At 67.8% G+C, this 24,340-nt stretch carries 12 protein-coding genes and 2 pseudogenes; all 14 read left to right on the top strand.

Annotated features, from left to right (window positions below):
* The first annotated feature begins 31 nt into the window (after positions 1-31).
* The 14 genes and pseudogenes from D7D52_RS25175 (at position 32) to D7D52_RS25110 (ending at position 24,278) form a co-directional block, all read left to right on the top strand.
* Positions 32-1,969 (top strand): arabinofuranosyltransferase AftB family protein, encoded by a 1,938-nt coding sequence (locus D7D52_RS25175; protein ID WP_281279234.1) that lies wholly within the window; start codon positions 32-34, stop codon positions 1,967-1,969.
* Positions 1,970-2,227: 258 nt separating this feature from the next.
* On the top strand, positions 2,228-3,271 hold the full coding sequence (locus D7D52_RS25170) for an alpha/beta hydrolase (protein WP_425464565.1): 1,044 nt from the start codon (positions 2,228-2,230) through the stop codon (positions 3,269-3,271).
* Positions 3,272-3,491: 220 nt separating this feature from the next.
* Positions 3,492-4,580, top strand: a complete 1,089-nt coding sequence (locus D7D52_RS25165; protein ID WP_120740192.1) for an alpha/beta hydrolase — start codon at positions 3,492-3,494, stop codon at positions 4,578-4,580.
* A 227-nt stretch (positions 4,581-4,807) separates the two neighbouring features.
* Positions 4,808-5,857, top strand: coding sequence for an alpha/beta hydrolase (locus D7D52_RS25160; protein WP_246023282.1), 1,050 nt, complete (start codon positions 4,808-4,810; stop codon positions 5,855-5,857).
* Between the two features lie 182 nt (positions 5,858-6,039).
* A complete protein-coding gene (locus D7D52_RS25155) occupies positions 6,040-7,020 on the top strand; it encodes an alpha/beta hydrolase (RefSeq protein WP_187703037.1) in 981 nt (326 codons plus the stop codon).
* Between the two features lie 362 nt (positions 7,021-7,382).
* Positions 7,383-8,423 carry an alpha/beta hydrolase gene (locus tag D7D52_RS25150; RefSeq protein WP_120740188.1) on the top strand — a complete coding sequence of 347 codons (1,041 nt, stop codon included), beginning with the start codon at positions 7,383-7,385 and terminating at the stop codon, positions 8,421-8,423.
* 116 nt (positions 8,424-8,539) lie between these two features.
* A pseudogene (locus tag D7D52_RS25145) lies at positions 8,540-9,883 on the top strand (alpha/beta hydrolase-fold protein); the annotation flags it as partial.
* Between the two features lie 145 nt (positions 9,884-10,028).
* The gene (locus D7D52_RS25140) at positions 10,029-11,069 is read left to right on the top strand and encodes an alpha/beta hydrolase (protein WP_120740184.1); all 1,041 of its coding nucleotides are present in this window, start codon (positions 10,029-10,031) and stop codon (positions 11,067-11,069) included.
* Positions 11,070-11,173: 104 nt separating this feature from the next.
* Positions 11,174-13,003: pseudogene (locus D7D52_RS25135) on the top strand (alpha/beta hydrolase-fold protein); the annotation flags it as partial.
* A 488-nt stretch (positions 13,004-13,491) separates the two neighbouring features.
* Positions 13,492-14,019, top strand: a complete 528-nt coding sequence (locus D7D52_RS25130; RefSeq protein ID WP_120740180.1) for a DUF732 domain-containing protein — start codon at positions 13,492-13,494, stop codon at positions 14,017-14,019.
* The gene (locus D7D52_RS25125; protein WP_246023281.1) at positions 14,019-15,002 is read left to right on the top strand and encodes a cutinase family protein; all 984 of its coding nucleotides are present in this window, start codon (positions 14,019-14,021) and stop codon (positions 15,000-15,002) included. The genes D7D52_RS25130 and D7D52_RS25125 overlap by 1 nt, the downstream gene beginning before the upstream one ends.
* 537 nt (positions 15,003-15,539) lie before the next feature.
* On the top strand, positions 15,540-17,462 hold the full coding sequence (fadD32, locus tag D7D52_RS25120; RefSeq protein ID WP_120740178.1) for a long-chain-fatty-acid--AMP ligase FadD32: 1,923 nt from the start codon (positions 15,540-15,542) through the stop codon (positions 17,460-17,462).
* A 116-nt stretch (positions 17,463-17,578) separates the two neighbouring features.
* Positions 17,579-22,681, top strand: a complete 5,103-nt coding sequence (gene pks13 / locus D7D52_RS25115) for a polyketide synthase Pks13 (RefSeq protein ID WP_120740176.1) — start codon at positions 17,579-17,581, stop codon at positions 22,679-22,681.
* A gap of 52 nt (positions 22,682-22,733) precedes the next feature.
* Positions 22,734-24,278 (top strand): acyl-CoA carboxylase subunit beta, encoded by a 1,545-nt coding sequence (locus D7D52_RS25110; RefSeq protein ID WP_120740174.1) that lies wholly within the window; start codon positions 22,734-22,736, stop codon positions 24,276-24,278.
* Positions 24,279-24,340: the final 62 nt, after the last annotated feature.

The raw sequence follows: 24,340 nt of genomic DNA, 5'->3' as shown, positions 1-24,340 counted from the left end.
AGAGCGAGAGGTGGGCGCGCCGACGGCACAATTGCCGGTCGGTCGCGCCCGTCGGCGTGCGGACGATGGGCCGCTCGGCTTCTCGCGACTATCCCGCGCCACGTTCCTCGGTGGGATCGTGCTGACCGCGACGCTGTTCGCGGCCGGCGCGTGGCAGCGCCGCTGGATCGCCGACGACGGCCTGATCGTGCTGCGCACGGTCCGAAACCTGATGGCGGGCAACGGCCCGGTCTTCAATGCCGGCGAACGCGTCGAGGCCAACACTTCGACGGCCTGGACCTTCCTCGTCTACTTCTTCAGCTGGCTGACCCAGGCGCGGCTCGAGTACGTGGTGCTCGCTCTCGCGCTCACCCTGTCGGTGCTGGCGATCGTGTTCGCCATGCTGGGCACCGCCCGGCTGTGGGGCGGAACGGGTTCCGCGCTGCTGGTGCCCGCGGGCGTGCTGGTCTACATCGCGCTGCCGCCCGCCCGGGACTACGCGACCTCCGGCCTCGAGTCCTGCCTGGTCATCTTCTGGCTGGCGGTGCTGTGGTGGGGCCTGGTGCGCTGGAGTCAGGCCGAGAATGTCCGGCCCGCCGCCTTTTTCGCACTTGTCTTCTTCGCCGGGCTGGCTCCGCTGATCCGGCCCGAGATGACGCTGGTCGGCGTGCTCGCGCTGGGCATGCTGTTCTGCGCGCCGGTGCCGCGGACCCGGTTGCGGCCGTGGCTGTTCCGGGTGCTGGTGGTCGCGGTCGCCGGGCTGGTGCCGGTGGCGTACCAGATCTGGCGGATGGGCTACTACGGTCTGCCCTACCCGAATACCGCGGTCGCCAAGGACGCCGGCGGCGCGAAGTGGCATCAGGGTTTCGTCTACCTCTGGGATCTGGTCGGCCCGTACTGGTTGTGGCTGCCGCTGGCGGTGTTGCTGATCGCCGGGCTGGTCCTGATGCGGCAGCGGCGCACCGAATCCGACGGTCGCCATGCGGTTGCCGAAGGGTCGCAACCGGGTTGGCGCGGGCGGATTCACCGCTTCAGCGTCTGGCTGCGCACCCCCGCGGCCGTCGTGACGCTCATGCTGCTCAGCGGTTTCGTGCTCACGGTCTACGAGATCCGCGTCGGCGGCGACTTCATGCACGGCCGCATGCTGCTGCCGCAGCTGTTCTGCCTGATCCTGCCGGTGGCGGTGCTGCCGATCCGGTTGCCGCGCAAGTCGGCGGAGGGCGGAATGCGCGGTCTGGACTGGGCTTTCGCCGTCGTGGTCGCGGCCTTCGCGGGCACCGCGGTGTGGGCGCTGTTCGCGGCCGACACCACCGCGATCACCGCGGGCACCAAGATCCGCGCCAACGGCATCGTGGATGAGCGCATCTACTACGTCCTCAATACCGGTCACGATCATCCGATCCGCGCCGAGGACTATCTGGACTATCCGCGCATTCGCGCCATGGTCCGCGATATCGCGAACTCGCCCGACGGTGCGCTGCTGCTCAATTCGCCGTCGTTCATGAACTGGTACCTGGTGCCCGCGCCGGTGCCCGAGGGCAACAAGGAACACGTCGTGTTCTTCCTGAACCTCGGCATGACCAGCATGAACGTGCCGCTGGACGTGCGCGTCATCGATCAGATGGGGTTGGCGTATCCGCTTGCCTCGCATACCGATCGGCTGACCGACGGCCGCATCGGCCACGACAAGAATCTCTACCCGGACTGGGTGGTGGTGGACACCGGCATGGTGGACCGGCACCCGTGGATGCCCTGGTTCCTGGACGAGAAGTGGTCCGACCAGGCACGATTGGCGCTGTCCTGCCCGGACACCCAGTCGCTGCTGGCCTCCTCGCGGGCGCCGCTGACCTTCGATCGCTGGCGGCACAACCTGATGCAGGCGTTCGACTTCGCCAAGTACCGCATCGACCGGGTGCCGAAGTACGAGATCCAGCGGTGCGGTCTGGGTGACCCGAACCAGCCGCTGCCCCCGCCGGCACCGCCGAAGTAAATGCGCAGACGAGACCCCGCATCCATACCGGATGCGGGGTTTTCTCTTTCCCGCGAGGGGGTTTGACCGAAACGTCACGGTCGAGCCGCGAGATATGCGATGCTGTCTCGATTTGGTAACACCCCGGCGTGGGTTTCGCGATAAGCTCCGCGAGTACTCCCGTCGCCGACCAGAAATCCGCTGTGCGGCAACGGTTGTCGCAATACGAATCCGGGCGGGTTGCAGGGAGGCCCGGGGCGCACGGACGGAAGGCCGAATATGCGGGGCGTGACGGTTGAGGGTGGGGCGCGGAGCTGGTTGCGCAGATCGGTGCTGGGCGCAGCCCTGGCAATGCTGGTGCCGCTGGGGATTTCGGTGCTGGGGACCGCGCCGGCGCAGGCCGCGTTCAGCCCCGACGGCCTGGACTTCTACGTCGACTCCGCGATGGGACCGATCAAGAATCGTGTCTTCCGCGCGGCCGACGGCAATACCAGCCGGGTGGTCTACGCCCTCGACGGTGAGCGCGCCCGCGACGACCTCAACGGCTGGGAGATCAACACCGATATCGCGCACGCCCTGACCGCCGCCAATATCAATGTGGTGATGCCGGTCGGCGGCCAATCCAGCTGGTACGCCGACTGGAACTCGCCCAGCACCTTCCTGGGGCTGCCCGCGGGCACCGCCTCCCAGCAGTCCGGATCCGGTGTCACCCAGGTGCTTTCGGGCGGGCCCGGCAAGTCCTACACCTACAAGTGGGAGACCTACCTGTCCTCGGAGCTGCCGAACGCGCTGCGAGATCGGCTGGGCCTCAGCGCGACTCGCAACGGCATCTTCGGGCTGTCCATGAGCGGCGGTTCCGCGCTCATGCTGGCGGCCTTCCATCCGGGCCAATTCTCCTACGCCGGTTCGATGTCCGGCGCGCTGGACCTGTCGCTGCCGGGAATGCGCGACGCCATCCGGGTGGCCATGGTCGACGCCGGCGGGTACAACGTCGATGCGCTGGCCGGGCCCAAAGACCTGAAATGGCAGCATCTGGATCCCTTCCAGTTCGCGCCGAAGCTCAAGGCAAACGGCACGCATCTGTTCCTCTCGGCCGGCAGCGGCCTGCCGGCAACCCTCACCGACATCACCACCACGGTGGTCCAGGCCATGGGCATCGAGGCGGTTGCGCTGGTGGGCACCAAGGCTTTCGCGGCCCGTTGGTCGGCGCTCGGCGGCGGCAATCTCGTCACCGACTATCCGGCCGTGGGCGTGCACAACTGGACCAACTGGGAGGGCGAGATGAACCGCATGCTGCCGGACCTGTCCAAGAACATCGGGTGAGCGAATAGCTGATGTACATGAGTTCACGGGGACGGAATCGGGGCCTCGAGCCGCAATCAGGCACTGAGCTACGCCACATTCGGGGCAAACAGTGGCGCTCGTCACTTTCGTCACGTTCCGATAACGCTCCGTTACCACTCGCACGATAGGGTCGCCGAGACCTCTGCCGTGGTCACGAGCACACGGTGAGACCGAACGACAGGAAAGGCCGGACAAATCAATGCGAGGCGATAGACGTCAGAGATCCCGCGGTTGGCTCAAGAACTCCGTGGCCGGATTGGCTCTGGCGGTTGCACTGCCGTTCGGGGTGTCGGCAGTCGGTGCCGGAACCGCGAGCGCGGCACTCGATACCTCCGGATTCGACTTCTACGTCGACTCCGCATCCATGGGACCGGTCAAGTCGCGGGTCTTCCGCGCGGCCGACGGCAACACCAGCCGCGTCGTCTACGTCCTCGACGGCATGCGCGCCCAGCAGGACCTCAGCGGCTGGGAGATCAACACCGACATCACCCACGCGCTGACCGCGGCGAACATCAACGTCGTCATGCCGATCGGCGGCCAGTCCAGCTTCTACGCGGACTGGAACGCGGCCAGCAGCGTGCTCGGCGTCGGTGACGGCGGCTCGTCCTCGGGTTCGTCCGCGCTGTCCTCCTCCGGCTCGGCCTCGGGCTCCTCCTCGGGCTCGGGCGCCTTCCAGCTGCTGGGCGGCGGCCCCGGCAAGAGCTACCGCTACACCTGGGAGACCTTCCTGTCCCAGGACCTGCCCAACGCGCTCAACTCGCGCCTGGGCTTCAGCCGCACGCGCAACGGCATCTTCGGTCTCTCCATGGGCGGCTCCGGCGCGCTGACGCTGGCCGCCTACCACCCCGACCAGTTCAGCTTCGCGGGCTCGTTCTCCGGCTACCTGAACATCTCCGCCCCCGGCATGCGCGAGGCCATCCGCCTGGCCATGATCGACGCCGGCGGCTACAACGTCGACTCGATGGCTCCGCCGTGGGGGCCGCAGTGGCTGCACATGGATCCGTTCGTGTTCGCACCGCGGTTGAAGGACGCCAACACCCGCCTGTGGATCTCCGCGGCCAGCGCCGTTCCGGGCGCGGGTGACGTCACCGGCATCATGCCGGTGATCCAGGGTGTGCCGCTGGAAGCGCTGGCGCTGGTCAACACCCGCGCCTTCCAGGCCCGCATGATGTCGCTGGGCGCGGGCAACGTGACCTACGACTTCCCGGCCACCGGTGTCCACAACTGGAACAACTGGAACGCCGAGGTCTACCGGATGCTGCCCGACCTGTCGAACAACATCGGGTAACTCCAGACTCTCAGGGCCGGCGCCCTGAAAACCATGACGATAAGGCCTCTGCCCACCTGGGCGGGGGCCTTGTCGTGACCTGGGCGACCGAACGTATGAAGATCGTTTCGCGACTCGCCGCATCACGCACACCGGACACACCGTCCTGGTCATCCGATACTTCTTTGGTAGCGAAGATCAGTTCTGCGTGATCAGTGTTCTGCTCAAAACCGAGAAGGGCTGGGTCGATGCGGGTGCGAGGCTTCACGAGAAAGGTGCTGGGCGTCGCCGCTGCCGCCCTGCTGATGCCGTTCGGGGTGGCGGTGATCGAGGCCCCGCCGGCGCGGGCCGCCTTCGATCCCGCGATCTTCGACTTCTGGGTCGACTCCCCGACCATGGGGCCGATCAAGACCCGCATCCTGCGCGCGCGGGACGGCAATACTCAGCGGGTGGCCTACGTGCTCGACGGCGAGCGCGCCCAGGAGGACCTCAACGGCTGGGAGATCAACACCAATGTGCCGCAGGTGCTGGCGGACTGGAACATCAATGTGGTGATGCCCGTCGGCGGCCAATCCAGTTTCTACGCCGACTGGGATCAGCCCAGCTCGTGGTTCGGCGTCGCGCCGGGCACCGGGTCCGCGGCCTACGGCACCGGTTCCGGAGCCACCGAGGCGATGGGCGCCGGTCCGGGCAAGAGCTACCGCTACACCTGGGAGACCTTCCTCAACAACGATCTCCGCTGGGCGCTGCGCGACCGGCTGGGCTTCAGTCCGAATCGCAACGGCGTCTTCGGTCTGTCCATGGGCGGCTCGGCGGCGCTCACCCTGGCCGCCTACCATCCGGACCAGTTCAGCTATGCCGGTTCCTATTCCGGATATCTGAACATCTCCGCGCCGGGTATGCGGGAGGCGATCCGGGTCGCCATGCTCGACGCGGGCGGCTACAACGTGGACTGCATGGCCCTGCCGTGGGGGCAGACGTGGCTGCGGATGGACCCGTTCGTCTTCGCGCCCACCCTGGTCGCCAACAACACCCGGGTGTGGGTGTCGGCGGGCAGCGGCGCGCCCATGCCGGACGATCTCAACATCCCGTTCGGCGCGGCCGCCGACCGGCTGGTCCGCGGTGCGCCCCTGGAAGCCTTGGCGCTGGCCAACTCTCGCGCCTTCCAGGTCCGCATGCTCACCCTCGGCGCGCAGAACGCCGTCTGGGACTTCCCGGCCGACGGCCTGCACGCCTGGACCAACTGGGCCAACGACGCCTACCGCATGATCCCGGACATGTCGGCGAATATCGGGTAGCGAGAGCGGAAACGAAGGCCGTCACCTCGTGGTGGCGGCCTTCGCTCGTGCACATCACAGTTTGATCGCTCCGGGCGTTTCCATAGCCGATGGCTCCGAATCTGGGCCTATGAAGAGTGCAGTGTCAACAGGTTCTGCATTTTTCGTGGTCAATGGTGACCACGCTCGTGAAAGGCGAGTCGATGCGGTCTGTTCGGATGTTCCACGGTGTACTGCGGCGGTCTTTGCTGGGACTTGCGGCGGCCGTTGCGCTTTCACTGTCCGGGACGGTGGTCGCGAGTACCGCGCACGCCGCATTCGATCCGGACGGCTCCGACTTCTGGGTCGATTCCAGCATGGGCCCGATCAAGTCGCGCGTCTTCCGCGCCAATGACGGCAATACCCAGCGCGTGGTGTACGCGCTGGATGGTTTGCGGGCCCGTAACGACCTTTCCGGCTGGGAGATCGACACCGATATCGAGCGCACCCTGACCGCCTGGAACATCAATGTGGTGATGCCGGTCGGCGGCCAGTCCAGCTTCTATTCGGACTGGGTCGCGGCGAGCAACACCAATGGCCAGCAGGTTCCGTATGCCTGGGAGACATTCCTCACCCGCGATCTGCGCAATGCGCTCGCCGCCCGGCTGGGCTTCAATCCGAGCGGCAACGGCGTGTTCGGGCTGTCCATGGGCGGTAGCGCGGCCCTGGTGCTGGCGGCCTACCACCCCGACCAGTTCCGTTATGCCGGATCGTATTCCGGGTATTTGAATATTTCCGCGCCCGGTATGCGCGAGGGTCTGCGCGCCGCGCTGCTGGACGCGGGCGGCTACAACATCGACGCCATGTGGGGCCCGCCCTGGAGCGAATTGTGGTTGCGCAACGATCCTTTCGTATTCGCGCCGCTGTTGCGCGATCACGGGACCCGGTTGTGGATCTCCAGCGGTAACGGCCTGCCCGGTCAGCGGGACGTGGTGCACAGCCCCCTGGACGCCTACAACGTCGGGAATGCGATGGGCCTGGAGGCGATATCCCTCGCGAATACCCGCGCGTTCCAGGCGCGCCTGAGCTCTTTGGGTGCGAACAACGCGGTCTTCGACTTCACCGACAACGGCGTGCACAACTGGCCCTACTGGGCCGATCAGGTCTACGCGATGCTGCCGGATCTGAGCGCGAACCTCGGCTGAGAGTTACCTGGGACCGATTGCCCGATTCGCGCCAAGCCGGGTGCGGCGGAAGGGTTTTCCGCGTTGCCGCGACATCACGAGGGATTCGCGATATGGTCACCGCACCATTACGGTCACATGCGATGGTGGGATTCCGCCAATCAAAAGCATGACCTTGCCAACCGCTCGGAGCGTCGAATACCCTCCAGCGAGCGCAAAGTGTGACCAACCCGTGGTAGCGCTTCGCTCGCAGAGGAGTGTCGGGATTCGCTGCGAGCGCTGATCGCGTTTGTCCACGCATGGCTCCGTCATGCCCGTGTGCGCGATTGACAACTTAAGACACCGCAGTAGCGCAGTGTTGCGGTAGAGAAGGAGCAGTATCCATGCGTTTCGGCAGGTCCGCCGTGCCGGGAGTATCGTCGCGACGCCGTGCGCAGAGTGGTTGGCGCACACGGCTCGTCGCCGCCACCGTCACCGCGGCGGCGCTGGCTGTCCCGACCGCCTCCCTGGCTGCCCCGTCCATCGCCTCGGCCGCGCCGGCCTTCGGCATCGCCCATCGCGGTGCGCCGGGCAGCTTCGAGGAGCTGATGGTGCCCTCGAGCATGGGACCGATCAAGGTTCAGGTGCAGTGGGCTCGCAATGGCGGCAGTTCGGCGGTCTACATGCTCGACGGCATGCGCGCCCAGGATGACCACAGCGCGTGGGCCAACTCCAACGAGGGCGACGCCCCCGGCATCTTCGCCAATGACGACGTCAATGTCGTCATGCCGGTCGGCGGCCAGTCCAGCTTCTACGCGGACTGGGCCTCGCCGTCCAACACCAACGGTCAGAAGTTCACCTACAAATGGGAGACCTTCCTGACCAAGGAGCTCCCGAATTTCCTTGCGGATTACGGGGTTTCGCGCAACAACGTGGCGATCGCCGGTCTGTCGATGGGCGGCTCGGCCGCGCTCATGATGGCCGCCTACCACCGCGACATGTTCAAGCAGGCCACCTCGATGTCGGGCTACCTGAACCTGTCCGCGCCGGGCATGCGCGAGGCCATTCGCGTCGCCATGCTGGACGCCGGCCGCTACAACGTGGACTCGATGGCCGCGCCGTGGAGCCCCGCCTGGCTGCGCATGGACCCGTTCGTGTTCGCGCCGCAGCTGAAGAACCTGCCGATGTTCATCTCGGCCGGTAACGGCCTGCCCGGCCGCTACGACGGCGTCGGCTCCTTCGGCGACGCGTTCAACACCGGCAACGCCATCGCCCTCGAGGCGTTGTCGATGGTGAATACCCGTGCGTTCCAGGCACGTCTGGGCCAGATCAGCGTTCCGGCGCAGTTCGACTTCACCGCGCAGGGCACCCACAAGTGGGGCTACTGGCACGACGAGCTGATCAAGGCTCGCCCGCAGATGCTGAGCGCGCTGGGCCTGGCGTAACTCATAGCGAAGGCGCCGCGTGGCTCATAGCCACAGCGCATGAACCGGCCACCCGACTGGGTGGCCGGTTCTTTTATGCCTCCCTATGATTCGCCGCAACGCGGTAGAAAACTACTGTGACAGCTGTGGCAGTTGGTAGATGGGGGAGGCGCGGCCGCCAGGGTCTGGTCGCGCTCGCGGTAGCCACGACAGCCGTGCTGACGGCGGGGGCGACGGGGACGGCCTATGCGGAGCCCGGTGCGGCGCCGCCGACCGGTGAGCCGGCCAAGCCGACCAAGCCGGAGATCCGAAATGTGGTGTGGCTGACCGACAGACGGGTCGCCCTGTGGGTGGACTCACCCGCCATGGGCACGCGCGTTCAGGTGCAACTACTGCTCGCACGGGACTGGAACATCAAGCCGGACGCCAAATTCCCGGTGCTCTACCTGCTCGACGGCCTGCGAGCCGGCGACGATCAGAGCGGGTGGACGAAAGACGCTGGGGCGGAAGCCTTCTACGCCGACAAGAACGTCACCGTGGTGCTGCCGGTGGGCGGCGCGGCCAGCTTCTACTCGGACTGGAAGCGTCCGGACAACGGCAAGACCTACAAGTGGGAAACCTTCCTCACCAGGGAATTACCGCCGCTGCTCGACAAGGATTGGCGCACCACCAATGTGCGCGGCCTGGCCGGCCTGTCCATGGGCGGCACCGCGGCCATGGCGCTGGCGGCCCGCAATCCCGGTTTCGCGCGCTACGCCGCCTCCTTCTCCGGCATGCTCACCCTCACGACTCTCGGTATGCCGCAGGCGGTCGCGTACGCCATGCGGGACGCCGGCGGCTACCACGCCGACGCCATGTACGGCGCGCCGACCGACGCGGAATGGGAGACGCACGATCCCTACGCGCTCGCCGAAAAGCTGAAGGGCCTCAGCCTGTATGTGTCCAGCGGCAGCGGTCTGGCGGGCGTGTACGACCTGCCGTCGGGCATTCCGGGGGTGAGCACCAACTGGATGGGCACGGCGCTGGAAGTGTTGTCCCGCTTCTCTTCTCAGCAATTCGTGGCCAAGCTGAACAAGTTGAGCATTCCGGTGCAGGTGAACTACCGGCCCTCGGGTACGCACTCCTGGCCGTACTGGGATTTCGAGATGCGGCAGTCCTGGCCGCAGGCGGCCTCCGCGCTCGGGGTCGAGGCGGCCAAGCCGGACTGCTCGGCGGCGGGCGCGATTGTGCCGGTGGCACTGGGGAAGTCGTTCCTGAGCGATTGCCTGACCGCGGAGTATCCGCTGGCGGGCGGTGCGGCACAGGATTTCCGGGGCGGGCGGGTGCTGTGGTCGGCGGCCACGGGCGCGCACGCGGTGGCCGGGATGATCGGCGGCGCGTACGAGGGCGCGTCGGGACCCGCTGGGGCACTCGGCTTTCCCACGTCCGACGAAACGCCCATACAGGGCGGGGCGCAGCAGAGTTTCCAGCACGGCGCCATCGTCTTTCGCGACGGCAAGGCCGAGATACACGCGACCTGAACCGGATACCCGCCGGTTACCTCCGAGCCGGCGGTAGAGTGCACCGTTGTCCGTGACTCCCGTCACGTCGGTGTGCTTCCCCCTGCGGTTCAGGAGATCGATCTCTATGGCAGTACAGGGCGCCTCGTCATGCCCGCAGAACGGTTCGACACGCAAGTCCCCTGCCTCGCCTCGCAGGCCCCGGCGTGCCCGCGGATGGCGGCGCGTCCTGGCGGCCGCGGTCGCGGTGGTGGCGCTGCCCGCCTTCGCCGGGCCGGCGCTGGCCCTGCCCACGCATCCGCTGCATCGCACACCCGAGGGCGGGTTCGAGGAGCTGATGGTGCCCTCGAGCATGGGCCCGATCAAGGTGCAGGTGCAGTGGGCCCGCCACGGCGGCGATGCCGCGCTGTATCTGCTCGACGGCCTGCGCGCCCGCGACGATTTCAACGCCTGGACCGTCGATACCAATGCGCTGCAGCAGTTCGCCGAGGACAACGTCACCCTGGTGCTGCCGGTCGGCGGCCAGTCCAGCTTCTACACCGATTGGCGCGCGCCCTCGAGCACCAACGGCCAGAAGCTCACCTACCGGTGGGAGACCTTCCTGACCCAGGAGCTGCCCGCCTTCCTGGAGGGCTACGGCGTCTCCCGCACCAACAACGCGGTGGCCGGGCTGTCCATGGGCGGGTCGGCGGCGCTGGCGCTGGCCGCCTACCACCGCGACCAGTTCAAGCACGCGTCCTCGTTCTCCGGCTACCTCAATATCTCCGCGCCCGGTATGCGCGAGGCGATTCGGATCGCCATGCTGGACGCCGGACGGTTCAATGTGGACTCCATGGCCTGGCCGTGGAGTCCGGCGTGGCTGCGCATGGATCCGTTCGTGTTCGCCCCGCAGCTGCGCAATCTGCCGCTCTACATCTCGGCCGCCTGGGGTGTGCCGGGGGCGCACGACAATCCGAATTCGGCGGTGGGCATCTTCAATACCGTCAATGCCGTTGCGCTGGAAGCGTTGTCGATGGTGAACACCATCTCGTTCATGGCGCGGATGAACCAGCTCGGCATCGGCGCGCACTATGGCCTGCAGGTGAAGGGCACGCATTCGTGGGCCTACTGGCAGGACCAGCTGGCCGCCGCCCGGCCCGACATCCTGGCCGCTCTCGGAGTGTCGTAACGAGACACGCCGCGAGCCGTTCAAAAGCTGGACATTTGCTGTAGGGCGGTCGGTTTCCGTGTGTCCTGCCGGGAGTCGCGTACTTCCGGAGGTACAACACTTGTGTGGCTGGTGTTGTCCGTGGGATCGAGCAGAAGCGCCTGCGCCGGGCGGCTTGCGCCGCAGCGGCGGTATTTTCGCTGGCCGCGGGTACTTTCGTGGCGTCGGGTCCGGCCGTGGCCGCCCCCGACGCCCCCGCCGTCACCCCCGCGACCGTCCAGAAATCGACCTGGCTCACCGACCGCCGGGTGGACCTGTGGGTGAATTCCCCGGCCACCGGCGCGCCGGTGCAGATTCAGTTGCTGCTGCCGCGCGACTGGAACTCCAAGCCGGACGCCAAGTTCCCCGTCGTCTACATGCTCGACGGCCTGCGCGCCACCGACGACGAGAACGGCTGGACCAAGGACGCGGGCGCGGCCGGCTTCTACGCCGACAAGAACGCGCTGGTGGTGTTGCCGATCGGCGGCCAGTCCAGCTTCTACGCCGACTGGCTGGCCCCCGACAACGGCCGCAACTACCAGTGGGAGACCTTCCTGGTGAAGGAACTCCCGCCGCTGCTGGAAAGCCAGTTCCGGGCCACCGATGTGCGTGCGGTGGAGGGACTTTCGATGGGCGGCACCGCGGCCATGATGCTGGCCGCCCGCAATCCGGGCTGGGTGCGCTCGGCCGCCTCCTACTCCGGATTCCTCACCCTGACCTCGCTGGGCATGCCGCAGGCGGTCAACTTCGCCATGCACGACGCGGGCGGCTACGACTCCAGCAAGATGTTCGGCCCGCCGTCGAGTCCGGCGTGGAAGGAACACGACCCGTACGAGCTGGCCGACAAGCTCAAGGGCGTGGCCCTCTACGTCTCCAGCGGCAACGGCGTCGCGGGCGCCACCGATCCGCTGTCCGACATTCCGGGGATCACCACCAATTACGCGGGGCTGGGCCTCGAGGTGCTGTCCCGGCTGAGCACCCAGAACTTCGTCGCCAAGCTCGCCAAGCTCAATATCCCGGTCTCGGTGAACTATCGCGCCTCCGGCACCCACACCTGGCCGTACTGGGACTTCGAGATGCGCCAGGCCTGGCCGCAGACCGCGGCCGCCCTCGGCGTCGACTCCAGCGCCCTCGACTGCAAGGTGGGCGGCGCGATCGCCCCGCTGGTCGGCGCCACCAACTGGCTCGGCGACTGCCTGTCGGGCGAGTACCCGGTGCCCGGCGGTGTCGCCCAGGACTTCCGCGGCGGCAAGGTGCTCTACTCGCAGCCCACGGGAGCGCAGCCGGTGGGCGGGGCGATCGGCGGCAGCTTCGCCGGATTGGGCGGTGTGGCAAGCGGTTTGGGGTTCCCCACCGCCGGTGAGGGCGGGCTGCCCGACGGGCGCGGCCGGCTGCAGCCGTTCCAGCACGGCTTCGTCTACTGGACGCCGCAGACCGGTGCGCAGGCGGTGCGCGGCGCGATCCTCGACCAGTGGGCCAAGCAGGGTTACGAGCGCGGCCCGGCCGGTTACCCCAACGGCCAGGAGACCCGCACACCCCAGAAGGACGGTGTGGTCCAGGGTTTCGAGAACGGGCCCGTCTACTTCAGCGCCAAGACCGGCGCGCACCTGGTGCAGGGCCTGATCCTGGGCAAGTACGGGCAGCTCGGATTCGAGAACAGCCCTTACGGATTCCCGATCACCGACGAGCAGCCGCTGCGCGACTTCGGCCGCTTCTCCGCCTTCGAGGGCGGCAATATCTACTGGAGTCCGCTCTCGGGCGCGTGGGGTGTGCGCAACGGGCCCATCATGGACGCTTGGCGCGCAACCGGTTTCGAGAACGGTCCGCTGGGTTTCCCGATCTCGGACGAGGGCGCGATCCCCGACGGCGCGCAGCAGACCTTCCAGGGCGGCACCCTGACCGTGCACGACGGGCGGGTCAGCGCCGCCACCCTCGACGGCCGGCCCATCGCCATTCCGGGCAGCGAGTCGCCCAAACCGGATCCGGCTCAGCCGCAGCCCGCCGCACAGCAGCCCGCGATCCAGGTGCCGGGCCTGCCCGCGCTACCCCAGCTCGCCCCCGCCGCACCGGCAGCCCCTGCCGCTCCCGCGACTCCGGCCGCCCCTGCCGCTCCCGCGACCCCGGCGGCCCCCGCCACGCCCGCGGCCCCTGCCGCACCGGCGACACCGGCCGCACCCGCGCCGGCACCCCAGCCCGCCGCGGCGGCGACCCCGACGCCCGAGCCCGAACCAGCAGGTCTGCCGCCGGTTCCGGCACTGGGCCCGGAAGTCCGTCCCAACTGAGTCCGCTCCCCCTAACCGCCCTAAGAACTGGATGAGGTTCCGTCGCCACCCGGGACTAACCACCGGGTTGCGGCTAGCCTGGGGGCGACCTTTTGCCCTTGGACAGATATGGAAGCGAATAGATGCACGGGACCCGTGGAAAGGTATTCGGCGTGGTGGCCGCTCTCGCCGCCGCCGGACTGCTCGCCGCCTGCGGTAGCAACGACTCGACCGCCAAGAGCACGCCGACGCTGACCACCACGAAGGCCGCCGCCGCGCCCACCACCCCGGCCGCCGGGACGCCGTCGAGCACGGATGCGCAAGCGCCGCAGCCGGCTCCGGATTCCGCGACCTCCTCGCCCGAGCGCCCGCAGCCGGTGCCGAGCCAGTTCATCACCCCGCCCAGCGGTTCGCCGGCGCTGACGGACAAGCAGAAGAGCTACCTCGACGAGCTGAAGAAGGCCGGCATCACCCCGGGCTCGTCCGATATCGCCATCACCGCGGGTGATCTGGTGTGCCAGGGCAAGTCGGAGAACGCCCCGCAGGATCAGATCATCACCTACGTGACCGCGATCGCCGGTTCCGATCCGTCGTTCGATCCGTCCAAGATGTCGGTGGAGCAGGCGGGCAAGATCTACTACGACGTCGCCTCGAAGAGCTACTGCGGCTAGTGACGACGCGACGCCGAATCGGAGGACGCCGGCAACGCCCGGCGGGTTGCCTGCTGCTGGTCATCGCCGCGATCGTGATCGTGGTCGTGGTGGCGCTGCTGCTGTGGTACCTGCTGGCGGGCCGGTTGCGGCTGCCCGGCCCGAAACCGCCGGGGCCGCAACGTCCGACGTCGCAGCCGGCCGATTGCCCGGACACGCTGCTGCTGTCCGTGCCGGGCACGTGGGAGTCCAACAGCAACGACGACCCCTACAACCCGGCCGCGAACCCGGCGTCGCTGATGTTGAACATCTCCAACCCGATTCGAGCGAAGTTCCCCAACGAGCGGCTCGAGGTCTACACCGTCCCGTACGTCGCGCAGTTCTCCAATCCGATCGCGATCCCGCCGGACGGTCAGGCCTCCTACAACAACAGCCGTTCCGAGGGCACCGCCCGCGCCAACGACAAGCTGGCCCAGACCTACGCCAAATGCCCGCTGACCACCTATGTGCTGGTGGGCTTCTCGCAGGGCGGCGTGATCGTGGGCGATATCGCCGCGCAGATCGGTGCGGGCAAGGGCCCGATACCGGAGGATCTGGTGCTGGGCGTGACCACCCTGGCCGACGGCCGCCGCGATGTCGGCGATCCGGGCGAGGCCACCGAGATCGGCCCCACCCCGCCGGGCGTGGGCGCGGAGGTGGCGCTCAAGGGCCTCAATGTCCCGGGCATCACCATGACCGGTCCGCGCGGCGGCTTCGGCAAACTCGCCAACCGCACCTTCACCATCTGCGCCGCAGGCGATTTGATCTGTGATGCCCCCCGCCAGGCGCTCAACCCGGCCAATATCGTCGGCAGCCTCAACATCCTGGTCCGGGCCGCCGGCAATCCGGTGCACAGCCTCTACAACGGCTACCAGGTCGACGACAACGGCACCACCGCGACACAATGGACTGTGGACTGGGCTAGCGGACTCATCGAAAATGCCCCGCACCCAGCGCATTCATGATCGATTAGCCCCGAGGTTCGCGGCGCGTCTCGTTCTGGACTGAGCGGAGCGGAGGAGCGCAGCGGGGGAGCGGAGGGAGGGAAGAACGAGACCTCCAGCGCCGCGAACCCGCCCGGAGCGAAGCGCAGGGCAATCAAATACAGCCGACCCCCCAGTTTCGGGGTCACCCGGTAAAGTGCTCCGGGTTGCGACACAGCCGAGACCCGGTACGTGCGGCAACTCACATCCATGACTTGTTGTGTCCTTTGTGGGGCGCTCCCCACCTGTTTGGAGGCATTCGCGCCGGTGAAGCAGTAGCCCAGAGGTGTGAGCTGGGAGATGTTCGGCCGCTGTGAAGCATGGCCGGGCAGGCCCTCTGTAACATGTCCCTGGTTTGAGAACATCTAGCCAATAGACGGTCACCGCGCAGACCGCAACACAATTCTGCAGGTTGGCTCTCCCATGGAGCTCCCGCGGGCGAAGAGAGTCGGGGCCTCACAGGTAACAGCGGCAATGCATGCCGTTCCATGCCGCGTGTGCCTCGGAGGAGAAGAAGGAATGGACGAGACTTTCGACGATTACCTCGACGAAACGGGGAACATCACGATTCCCGAGGGACGCACCCTCGTCGACTACGTCGAGAAGCACACCCACGGTAATGACGCCGATGATTTGGCCTACCGTTACATCGACTACTCACGCGAGCGCGACGGTGAGTACCAGGACCTCACTTGGAGTCAGTTCGGCACGCGGCTGCGCGCGGTGGCCGCCCGACTGCAGCAGGTGACCAAGCGGGGCGATCGGGTCGCGATCCTGGCCCCGCAGGGGCTGGATTACGTCATCTCCTTCTTCGCCGCCATCTACGCGGGCACCATCTCCGTGCCGCTGTTCGATCCGGACGAGCCGGGCCACACCGATCGCCTGCACGCCGTGCTCGGCGACTGCACGCCCTCGGCGATCCTGACGGCGAGCTCCTCCGCCGCCGGTGTCCGCCAGTTCTTCCGGTCGCTGCCCGCCGCGCAGCGTCCGCGCATCATCGCGGTGGACGCCATTCCCGACAGCGTCGGCGAGTCCTGGATCCGTCCGGACATCGCGGTCGACGACATCGCCTACCTGCAGTACACCTCTGGCTCCACCCGCGTGCCCGCCGGTGTCGAGATCACCCACCGCGGTGTCGGCACCAATGTGCTGCAGATGGTGAACGCGCTTGACCTGAACGAGAATTCGCGCGGCGTCACCTGGCTGCCGCTCTACCACGACATGGGTCTGCTGACGGTGATCCTGCCCGCCGTGGGCGGCAAGTACATCACCATCATGTCGCCGGCCTCGTTCGTGCGCCGCCCCTCGCGCTGGATCAACGAGCTGGCCGCGGTGTCCGACGGCGCCGGAACCTTCGCCGCCGCACCGAACTTCGCGTTCGAGCACGCCGCCGTGCGCGGTCTGCCCAAGGCGGGCGAGTCGCTGGATCTGTCGAACGTCCTCGGCCTGATCAACGGATCCGAGCCGGTGACCACCAAGTCGATGAAGAAGTTCAACGAGGCGTTCGCGCCCTACGGCCTGCCCAAGACCGCCATCAAACCGTGCTACGGCATGGCCGAGGCCACCCTGTTCGTGTCGGCCACCCGGCACGAGGACGAGGCCAAGGTCATCTACGTCGACCGCGACGAGCTCAATGCCGGTCGTGTGGTGAAGGTCGAGCAGGGCGCCGAGAACGCCATCGCGCAGGTCTCCTGCGGGTATGTGTCGCTGTCGCAGTGGGCCACCATCGTCGACGGCGAGTCCATCGACTCCCCCGAGGGCGCCCGCGAGGTGGCCGACGGCGAGGTCGGCGAGATCTGGCTGCACGGCAACAACATCGGCATCGGCTACTGGGGTCGCGCCGAGGAGACCCAGAAGACCTTCCGTAACCAGCTCGCCCGTCGTCTGCCCGAGGGCAGCCACGCCGAAGGCGTTCCGGCCGACGGCATCTGGCTGCGCACCGGCGACTACGGCGTGTACGTGGACGGCGAGCTCTACATCACCGGTCGCGTCAAGGACCTGGTGATCGTGGACGGCCGCAACCACTACCCGCAGGATCTCGAGCACTCCGCGGAGGAAGCCTCGACCATGCTGCGCGCCGGTTACGTCGCGGCCTTCTCGGTCCCGGCCAACCAGCTGCCCGCCGAAGTCTTCGCCCAGGACAGCCATTCGGGTCTGAGCTTCGACGCCGACGATGCCAGCGAACAGCTCGTTATCGTGGCCGAGCGCGGTCCGGGCGCCGGCAAGGCCGATCCGGGCCCCATCGCGGACGCGGTGCGCGCCGCCATCTCCTCCCGGCACGGTGTCACCGCGCGTGACATCCTCCTCGTTCCGGCCGGGTCGATTCCGCGCACCTCGAGCGGCAAGATTGCGCGTCGTGCCTGCAAGGCCGAATACATCGGAGGGACGCTGCGCGGTGGTTACACGCAGCAGGCCTTCCCCGATGCACCAGACGAGGAGTGAGACGACCGTCTCACAGAGGAATGGCGCGAGCCGGTTCGGCTCGCGCCATTCCTGCATGGATCACCAACCCGGATTCACGCCGCGCACCGTACGCAGACAGGTAGCTTGAGGAACTGATGGCTGAGAACGAGGGCACCGACCCCACCCGGACGACCGACAAGCCCGCGACCGCCGACATGTCGGTCGCGGACATGCAGGAGTGGCTGCGGCGCTGGGTATCCGGCGCGACCGGGCAGCCCATCGAGAACATCACGGTGGACCGGCCGATGGAGGAATTCGGCCTGGCCTCGCGCGACGCCCTCGCCCTCGGTGGCGATATCGAGGAGCTGACCGGGGTGGTGCTCAACGCCACCATCGTGTTCCAGCACCCGACCATCGCCTCGCTGGCGGAGCGAATCATCAACGGGGAGCCCGAACTTCCGGCCGAGGCGGCCGACGACTCGTTCTACACCCAGGGCATCGCGCCCGGCGAGGCGCACGACATCGCCATCGTCGGCCTGTCCACCCGGCTGCCGGGTGCGGGGGATACGCCCGAATCCACCTGGGAATTCCTGATCAATCGCGGCGACGCCATCCGCGACCTACCCGAGGGTCGCTGGTCGGAGTTCATGGACGATCCGCGTCTGGTGGAGCAGCTCACCAAGACCAACGTCAAGGGCGGTTACCTGGATCAGGACGTCCTCAAGAGCTTCGACGCCGAGTTCTTCGCGCACTCGCCGGTCGAGGTCGAGCGCATGGACCCGCAGCAGCGGTGGGCGCTCGAGCTGACCTGGGAAGCCTTGGAGCACGCGCGGATTCCCGCCAATACCCTCAAGGGTGAGCAGGTCGGCGTCTTCATCGGTTCGACCAGCACCGAATTCATGATCATCGCGGGTATGGCGGTCGGCAACGGCGACCCGAACACCCCGATCTCGGCCGACGGCTACGGCGTCATGGGCAGCGTCTCGGCGATCATCCCCAACCGCGTCTCCTACTTCTACGATTTCCGCGGCCCCTCGGTGGCCGTCGACACCGCGTGCTCGTCCTCGCTGGTGGCGGTGCACCAGGCGGTGCGGGCGCTGCGCAACGGCGAGGCCGATCTGGCGCTGGCCGGTGGCACCAATGTGCTGCTCTCGCCCGCCGCGACCATCGCCTTCGACGCCAACGGCGGCGTCTCGAAAGACGGTCACATCAAGGCGTTCTCGAACGACGCCGACGGCATGGTCCGCTCCGAGGGCGCCGCGCTGGTGGTGCTCAAGCGCCTGGCCGACGCCGAACGCGACGGCGACACCATCTACGCGGTGATCAAGGGCTCCGCGGTCAACAGCGACGGCCGCTCCAACGGCCTGCTGGCCCCGAACCCGGACGCGCAGGCCGCCGTGCTGCGCCAGGCGTACCGGGATGCCGGAATCCCGCCGTCCCAGGTCGATTACATCGAGGCGCACGGCACCGGCACTCCGATCGGCGATCCGATCGAGGCGGACGCGCTGGGCCGTGTCATCGGCCGCGGACGCGACGCCGACAAGCCCGCGCTGCTGGGTTCGGCCAAGACCAACTTCGGTCACCTGGAGGCCGCGGCGGGCGCCGCGGCGCTGGCGAAGGTGATCATGGCGTTGCGGCACAACGTCATTCCGCCGCACATCAACTACTCCGGTCCGAGCCCGTTCATCGCGTTCGACCAGGCGCACCTGAAGGTCACCGAGGAAGCGACCGAATTCCCGCGCTACAGCGGCAAGGCCACCATCGGCATCTCTGGCTTCGGCTTCGGCGGCACCAACGCGCACGTGGTCGTCCAGGAATACGTGCCCACCGCGGCCACCCCCGAACTGCCGGAGACCGCCGACCTCGACGACGAGACCACCGATGTGGTCGCCGAGGCCGAGGCGATCGCCGAGGCGGCCGCGCCGGAACCGGAGTGGGACAACCGCACCGAGCCGCTGCCCATGATCATCCCGGTCTCGGGCTACCTGCCCTCGCGCCGCAAGCGCGCCGCCAAGGATCTGGCCGACTGGCTGGAATCCGAAGCGGGACAGGCGACTCCGCTCGAGGACGTGGCCCGCACGCTGGCCAAGCGCAACCACGGCCGCTCGCGCGGTGTGGTGGTCGCCAAGACGCACGAGGAAGCCATCGCGGGCCTGCGGGCCATCGCCGAGGGCAAGCCCGGCACCGGCGTCTACACCGCCGACTCCCCGGCTCCGCTCGGCGCGCTGTGGGTGATGGCCGGTTTCGGTGCGCAGCACCGCAAGATGGGCAAGCAGCTCTACACCGAGAACTCGATCTTCCGCAAGGCCGTCGATCAGGTCGACGAGCTGGTCGTCGACGAGGCCGGCTACTCGGTCAAGGAGATGATCCTCGACGACTCCATGGACTGGGACATCGGCACCGGCCAGGTCGGCACCTTCACCATCCAGGTGGGTCTGGCCTCCGTCCTGCGCGCGCACGGCGCGGAACCCGAGGGCGTGGTCGGCCACTCCCAGGGTGAGGTCGCGGGCGCGTACATCTCCGGCGGCCTGCCGCTCGAGGACGCGGTCCGGGTGATCTGCGCCCGCTCCCGGCTGATGGCCGAGGGCGAGGCCATGCTCACCGACGACCAGGTGCGCAATATGGCGCTGCTGGAGTACTCGGCCGAGGAAGTCGGCAAGCTCATCGAGACCGAGTTCCCCGATATCGAGGTCGCGGTGTACGCCGCGCCCAACAACACCGTCATCGGCGGTATGCCGGATCAGGTGCACGCGATCGTGGCGCGCGCCGAGGCCGAGGGCAAGTTCGCACGCGTGCTGCAGACCCGCGGCGCGGGCCACACCTCGCAGATGGACATGCTGTTGGGCGAGCTGGCCGCCGAGCTGGCCGGTATCGAGCCGACCAAACTCAAGCGCGACCTGTACTCGACCGTCCACCGGGACGGCGTCTACAAGGCGGGCCACGCGCCCGTGCACGACGTCGACTACTGGGTCACCAATATGCGCGGCTCGGTGTACTTCACCAACGCCATCCGCAAGGCCGTCGACACCGGTATCACCACCTTCCTGGAGCTGGCGCCGAATTCCGTTGCGCTCATGCAGGTCCTGGGCACCACCTTCGCGGCGGGCGTGCACAACGCGGCGCTCATCCCGACCCTCAAGCGCAAGGAGGACGAGGCCGCCGGCGTCATCTCCGCGCTCGCGCAGCTGTACGTGCACGGCCACAAGGTGGACCTGCCCTCGCTGCTGCCCGCCGGTGAGTACGGCGCCGCGCCGCGTACCGCGTTCGTGCGAAAGCAGTACTGGCCCAAGGTGTCCGGTGGCTTCGGCGGTGGCTCGGGCAATGCTCGCGTCCCGGGTGCGCACGTCGCGCTGCCCGACGGCCGGCACGTGTGGGAGGTGCAGGCGTCGGCCGTCACCGATCTCGCCGCCCTGGTGAATGCCGCTGCCGCGCAGGTGCTTTCCGATGTCGGCGTCGGCGCTTCGGTGGCGCACGGCCAGCTCCCCGCCACGGGCACCCTGACCACCACGCTCACCCCGCATCCGGGCGGCGCGTCGGTCTCGGTGCACGCCAAGGAGGGCAATGCCTTCCGGCCGCTGTTCGACGCGGTCGTGGTGTCTGGTGCGCCGCTGCCGGAATCCGTTGCCGCACAGCCGGTCGCGGCCGTCGCGGTCGAGGCGGCCCCGGCCGTCGCCGTCGAGGCGGCTCCGGGCGAGCGCTGGGATCCCCAGGGCACCCAGACCATCGAGGCTCGGCTGGCCATCATCGTCGCCGAATCCATGGGCTACGCCGTCGAGGATCTGCCGATGGAGATCCCGCTCATGGAGCTGGGGCTCGACTCGCTGATGGCCATGCGCATCAAGAACCGCGTCGAATACGAATTCGACATCCCGCAGCTGCAGATCCAGGCGGTGCGCGACGCCAGCCTGCTCGAGGTCGGCAAGGTGCTGCGCTACGCGGTCGAGCATCGCGATCAGCTCGACGAGATCGCCGCCCGCCAAGCCGCCGGCGAGGACATCTCCGTCGACGCCGACTTCATCTCCGCCGCCCGCGCCGCCATGGCCGAGGGCAAGGATCCGGCCGCGCTGCTGCCCAAGACCGAGACCACCGACGTGGTGGCCGAGGCCGAGGAGATCACGGCGGAAACGGCTGCGGCCGAACTCGAGTCGGCCGCGCCGATCGCCGAGACCGACGCCGACAACGTGCCGCCGCGCAACGGCGAGGAGCGCCTCGCCTTCGCCACCTGGGCGCTGGTGACCGGCAAGACCGCGGGCGGCATCTTCAACCCGCTGCCCGAGGTCGACGACGACACCCTCGCCAAGCTGACCGCCCGCCTGTCCGAGCGGGTCAAGGCCGAGGTCGATCCCGCCGAGGTCCGCGCCTGCAAGACCATCGAGCAGCTGTCCGAGGTGGTCGTGCGCTACCAGGGCAAGAGCTCGGACCTGGACGGCTTCGTGCGCACCCTGCGCGCGAAGGAAGCCGGTTCGAACGCGGTGCCGGTCTTCGTGTTCCACGCCTCGGGCGGCAACACCCTGGTCTACGAGCCGCTGCTCAACCGCCTTCCGGCCGGTACCCCGATGTACGGTCTGGAGCGGGTCGAGGGCACCATCGAAGAGCGTGCGCGCCAGTACATTCCGGAGATCCGCAAGCGGCAGCCGGAGGGTCCGTACCTGTTCTACGGCTGGTCGCTGGGCGCGGTGTTCGCGCTCAAGGTCGGCGAGATCATGCGCGCCGAGGGTGCGGACGTCCGCCACATCGGCCTGATCGACCTCGCCCTTCCGGTGGCGCCGTACGACAATTCCGATGCCGAGCGGGTGGAGCGCATCCGGCGCTACCAGTCCTTCGCGCAGAAGACCTACGGCTTCAACGGCGAACTCGATCAGGAACAGCTCGAGGAGCTGGCCGCGGCCTCGGACGCGGAGCAGATCGAGATCATCATGCAGCTGGTGAAGTTCGCCGGCGTCGACATTCCCGGCGGCGTGATCGAGCATCAGCGCACCTCGTGGATCGACAGCAAGGAACTGCAGAAGATCGAGCCGTCCAAGTACGACGGTGAGGTCACCCTGTACCTCGCCGATCGCTACCACGACGGAATGATCGAGCTGGAACCGCGTTTCGCCGACCGGCAGCCCAATGGCGGCTGGGCCGAGCACATTCCGAATCTGGAGATCATCCACATCCCGGGTGATCACATCCAGATCATCGATGAGCCGCGCATCGCCACCATCGGCGCCGATCTCAGCAAGAAACTCGCCGAGATCGACACCACGACGAAATAGCACCACCGCGACACGGGTTCTGCGAAAGTAGGTTTTTGCCGAAAGGAGTCCAGTGAGCACCACCGCCGAGAAACTCGACGACCTCCGACACAAGCTCGACAGCGCGAGGGAGCCGGCGGGGGATGCGGGCATCGCCAAGCGGGCCAGGAAGGGAATTCCCTCGGCCCGCGACCGCATCAACATGCTGCTGGATCCCGGCACCTTCGTGGAAATCGGTGCGCTGGTCCGCAATCCGGGCGACAAGACCGCCCTCTACGGGGACGGCGTGGTCACCGGCCACGGCCTCGTGGAGGGCCGCCCGGTGGCCGTGTTCTCGCACGATCAGACCGTCTACGGCGGTTCGGTCGGCGAGATGTTCGGCCGCAAGGTGGCGGGCATCATGGAATTCGCGGCCAAGGTGGGCTGTCCGGTGGTCGGCATCAACGACTCCGGCGGCGCGCGGGTGCAGGAGGCGGTGACCTCGCTGGCCTGGTACGCCGAGCTGGGTCGTCGCCAGGAACCGTTGTCCGGCTTGGTGCCTCAGATCTCCATGATCCTGGGCAGCTGCGCGGGCGGCGCGGTGTACGCGCCCATCAATACCGACGTGGTGGTGGCGACCGAGGCCGCCTACATGTTCGTGACGGGCCCCAAGGTGATTCGCGAGGTCACCGGTGAGGACGTCAGCCTCGAGGAGCTGGGCGGCGCGAATTCCCAAGCGCAGTACGGCAATATCCACCACGTGGCCAAGACCGAGACGGCCGCCTTCGAGTGGGTGCGCGACTATCTGAGCTATCTGCCGTCGAGCTGCCAGGAGCTGCCGCCGATCGTGAATCCCGGTCTGGAGCCGGAGCTCACGGAGTCCGATCTGGAACTCAACGGCATCGTGCCGGACGCCGACAACGCCGGCTACGACATGCACGAGATCCTGCTGCGCATCTTCGACGACGGCGCGTTCCACGAGTTCGGGGAATCCGCGGGCCGCAATGTCATCTGCGGGTTCGCCCGGGTGGACGGCCGCACCGTCGGCGTGGTCGCCAATCAGCCCATGGTCTACGCGGGCGCGCTGGACGCCCGGGCCTCCGACAAGGCCGCGCATTTCGTGCGATTGTGCGACGCGTTCGAGATTCCGCTGGTGTTCGTGGTGGACACCCCCGGCTTCCTACCCGGGGTGGAGCAGGAGAAGATCGGCGTCATCAAGCGCGGCGGCCGGTTCATCTTCTCCTTCGTGGAGGCGACGGTCCCGAAGGTGACCGTGGTGATCCGCAAGTCCTACGGCGGCGGCTACGCGGTGATGGGGTCCAAGCAGCTGGGTGCGGACGTCAATCTGGCCTGGCCGACCGCGCGCATCGCGGTCATGGGCGCGGAGAGCGCGGTGTCGCTGATCGGGGCCAAGTCGCTGGAGGCCGCGCCCGAGGACCAGCGGGCGGCCATGCGCCAGCAGATGATCGACTTCTACAACGCGACCATCGCGACCCCGTGGGTGGCGGCCGAGCGCGGCTACATCGACGCGGTCATCGAACCGGCCACCACCCGCCTGGAGATCCGGCGCGCGCTGCATCTGCTGCGCGACAAGAAGATTCCGCGCAACCCCCGTAAGCATCATCTGATTCCGCTGTAGTCGCATTCACGCCATTGCCACCGCAACACGTGTGTGAAAACATCGCATTTCAATTTATTGTG

This window comes from Nocardia yunnanensis, from assembly GCF_003626895.1.
Lineage (GTDB): Bacteria > Actinomycetota > Actinomycetes > Mycobacteriales > Mycobacteriaceae > Nocardia > Nocardia yunnanensis.
This window is presented reverse-complemented; position numbering and strand designations above follow the sequence as displayed.

Bases quoted from the DNA above. Each gene is read 5' to 3' on its own strand.
- D7D52_RS25170 (WP_425464565.1), top strand. From the start codon at position 2,228: ATGCGGGGCGTGACGGTTGAGGGTGGGGCGCGGAGCTGGTTGCGCAGA.
- D7D52_RS25165 (WP_120740192.1), top strand. From the start codon at position 3,492: ATGCGAGGCGATAGACGTCAGAGATCCCGCGGTTGGCTCAAGAACTCC.
- D7D52_RS25160 (WP_246023282.1), top strand. From the start codon at position 4,808: ATGCGGGTGCGAGGCTTCACGAGAAAGGTGCTGGGCGTCGCCGCTGCC.
- D7D52_RS25155 (WP_187703037.1), top strand. From the start codon at position 6,040: ATGCGGTCTGTTCGGATGTTCCACGGTGTACTGCGGCGGTCTTTGCTG.
- D7D52_RS25150 (WP_120740188.1), top strand. From the start codon at position 7,383: ATGCGTTTCGGCAGGTCCGCCGTGCCGGGAGTATCGTCGCGACGCCGT.
- D7D52_RS25140 (WP_120740184.1), top strand. From the start codon at position 10,029: ATGGCAGTACAGGGCGCCTCGTCATGCCCGCAGAACGGTTCGACACGC.
- D7D52_RS25130 (WP_120740180.1), top strand. From the start codon at position 13,492: ATGCACGGGACCCGTGGAAAGGTATTCGGCGTGGTGGCCGCTCTCGCC.
- fadD32 (WP_120740178.1), top strand. From the start codon at position 15,540: ATGGACGAGACTTTCGACGATTACCTCGACGAAACGGGGAACATCACG.
- pks13 (WP_120740176.1), top strand. From the start codon at position 17,579: ATGGCTGAGAACGAGGGCACCGACCCCACCCGGACGACCGACAAGCCC.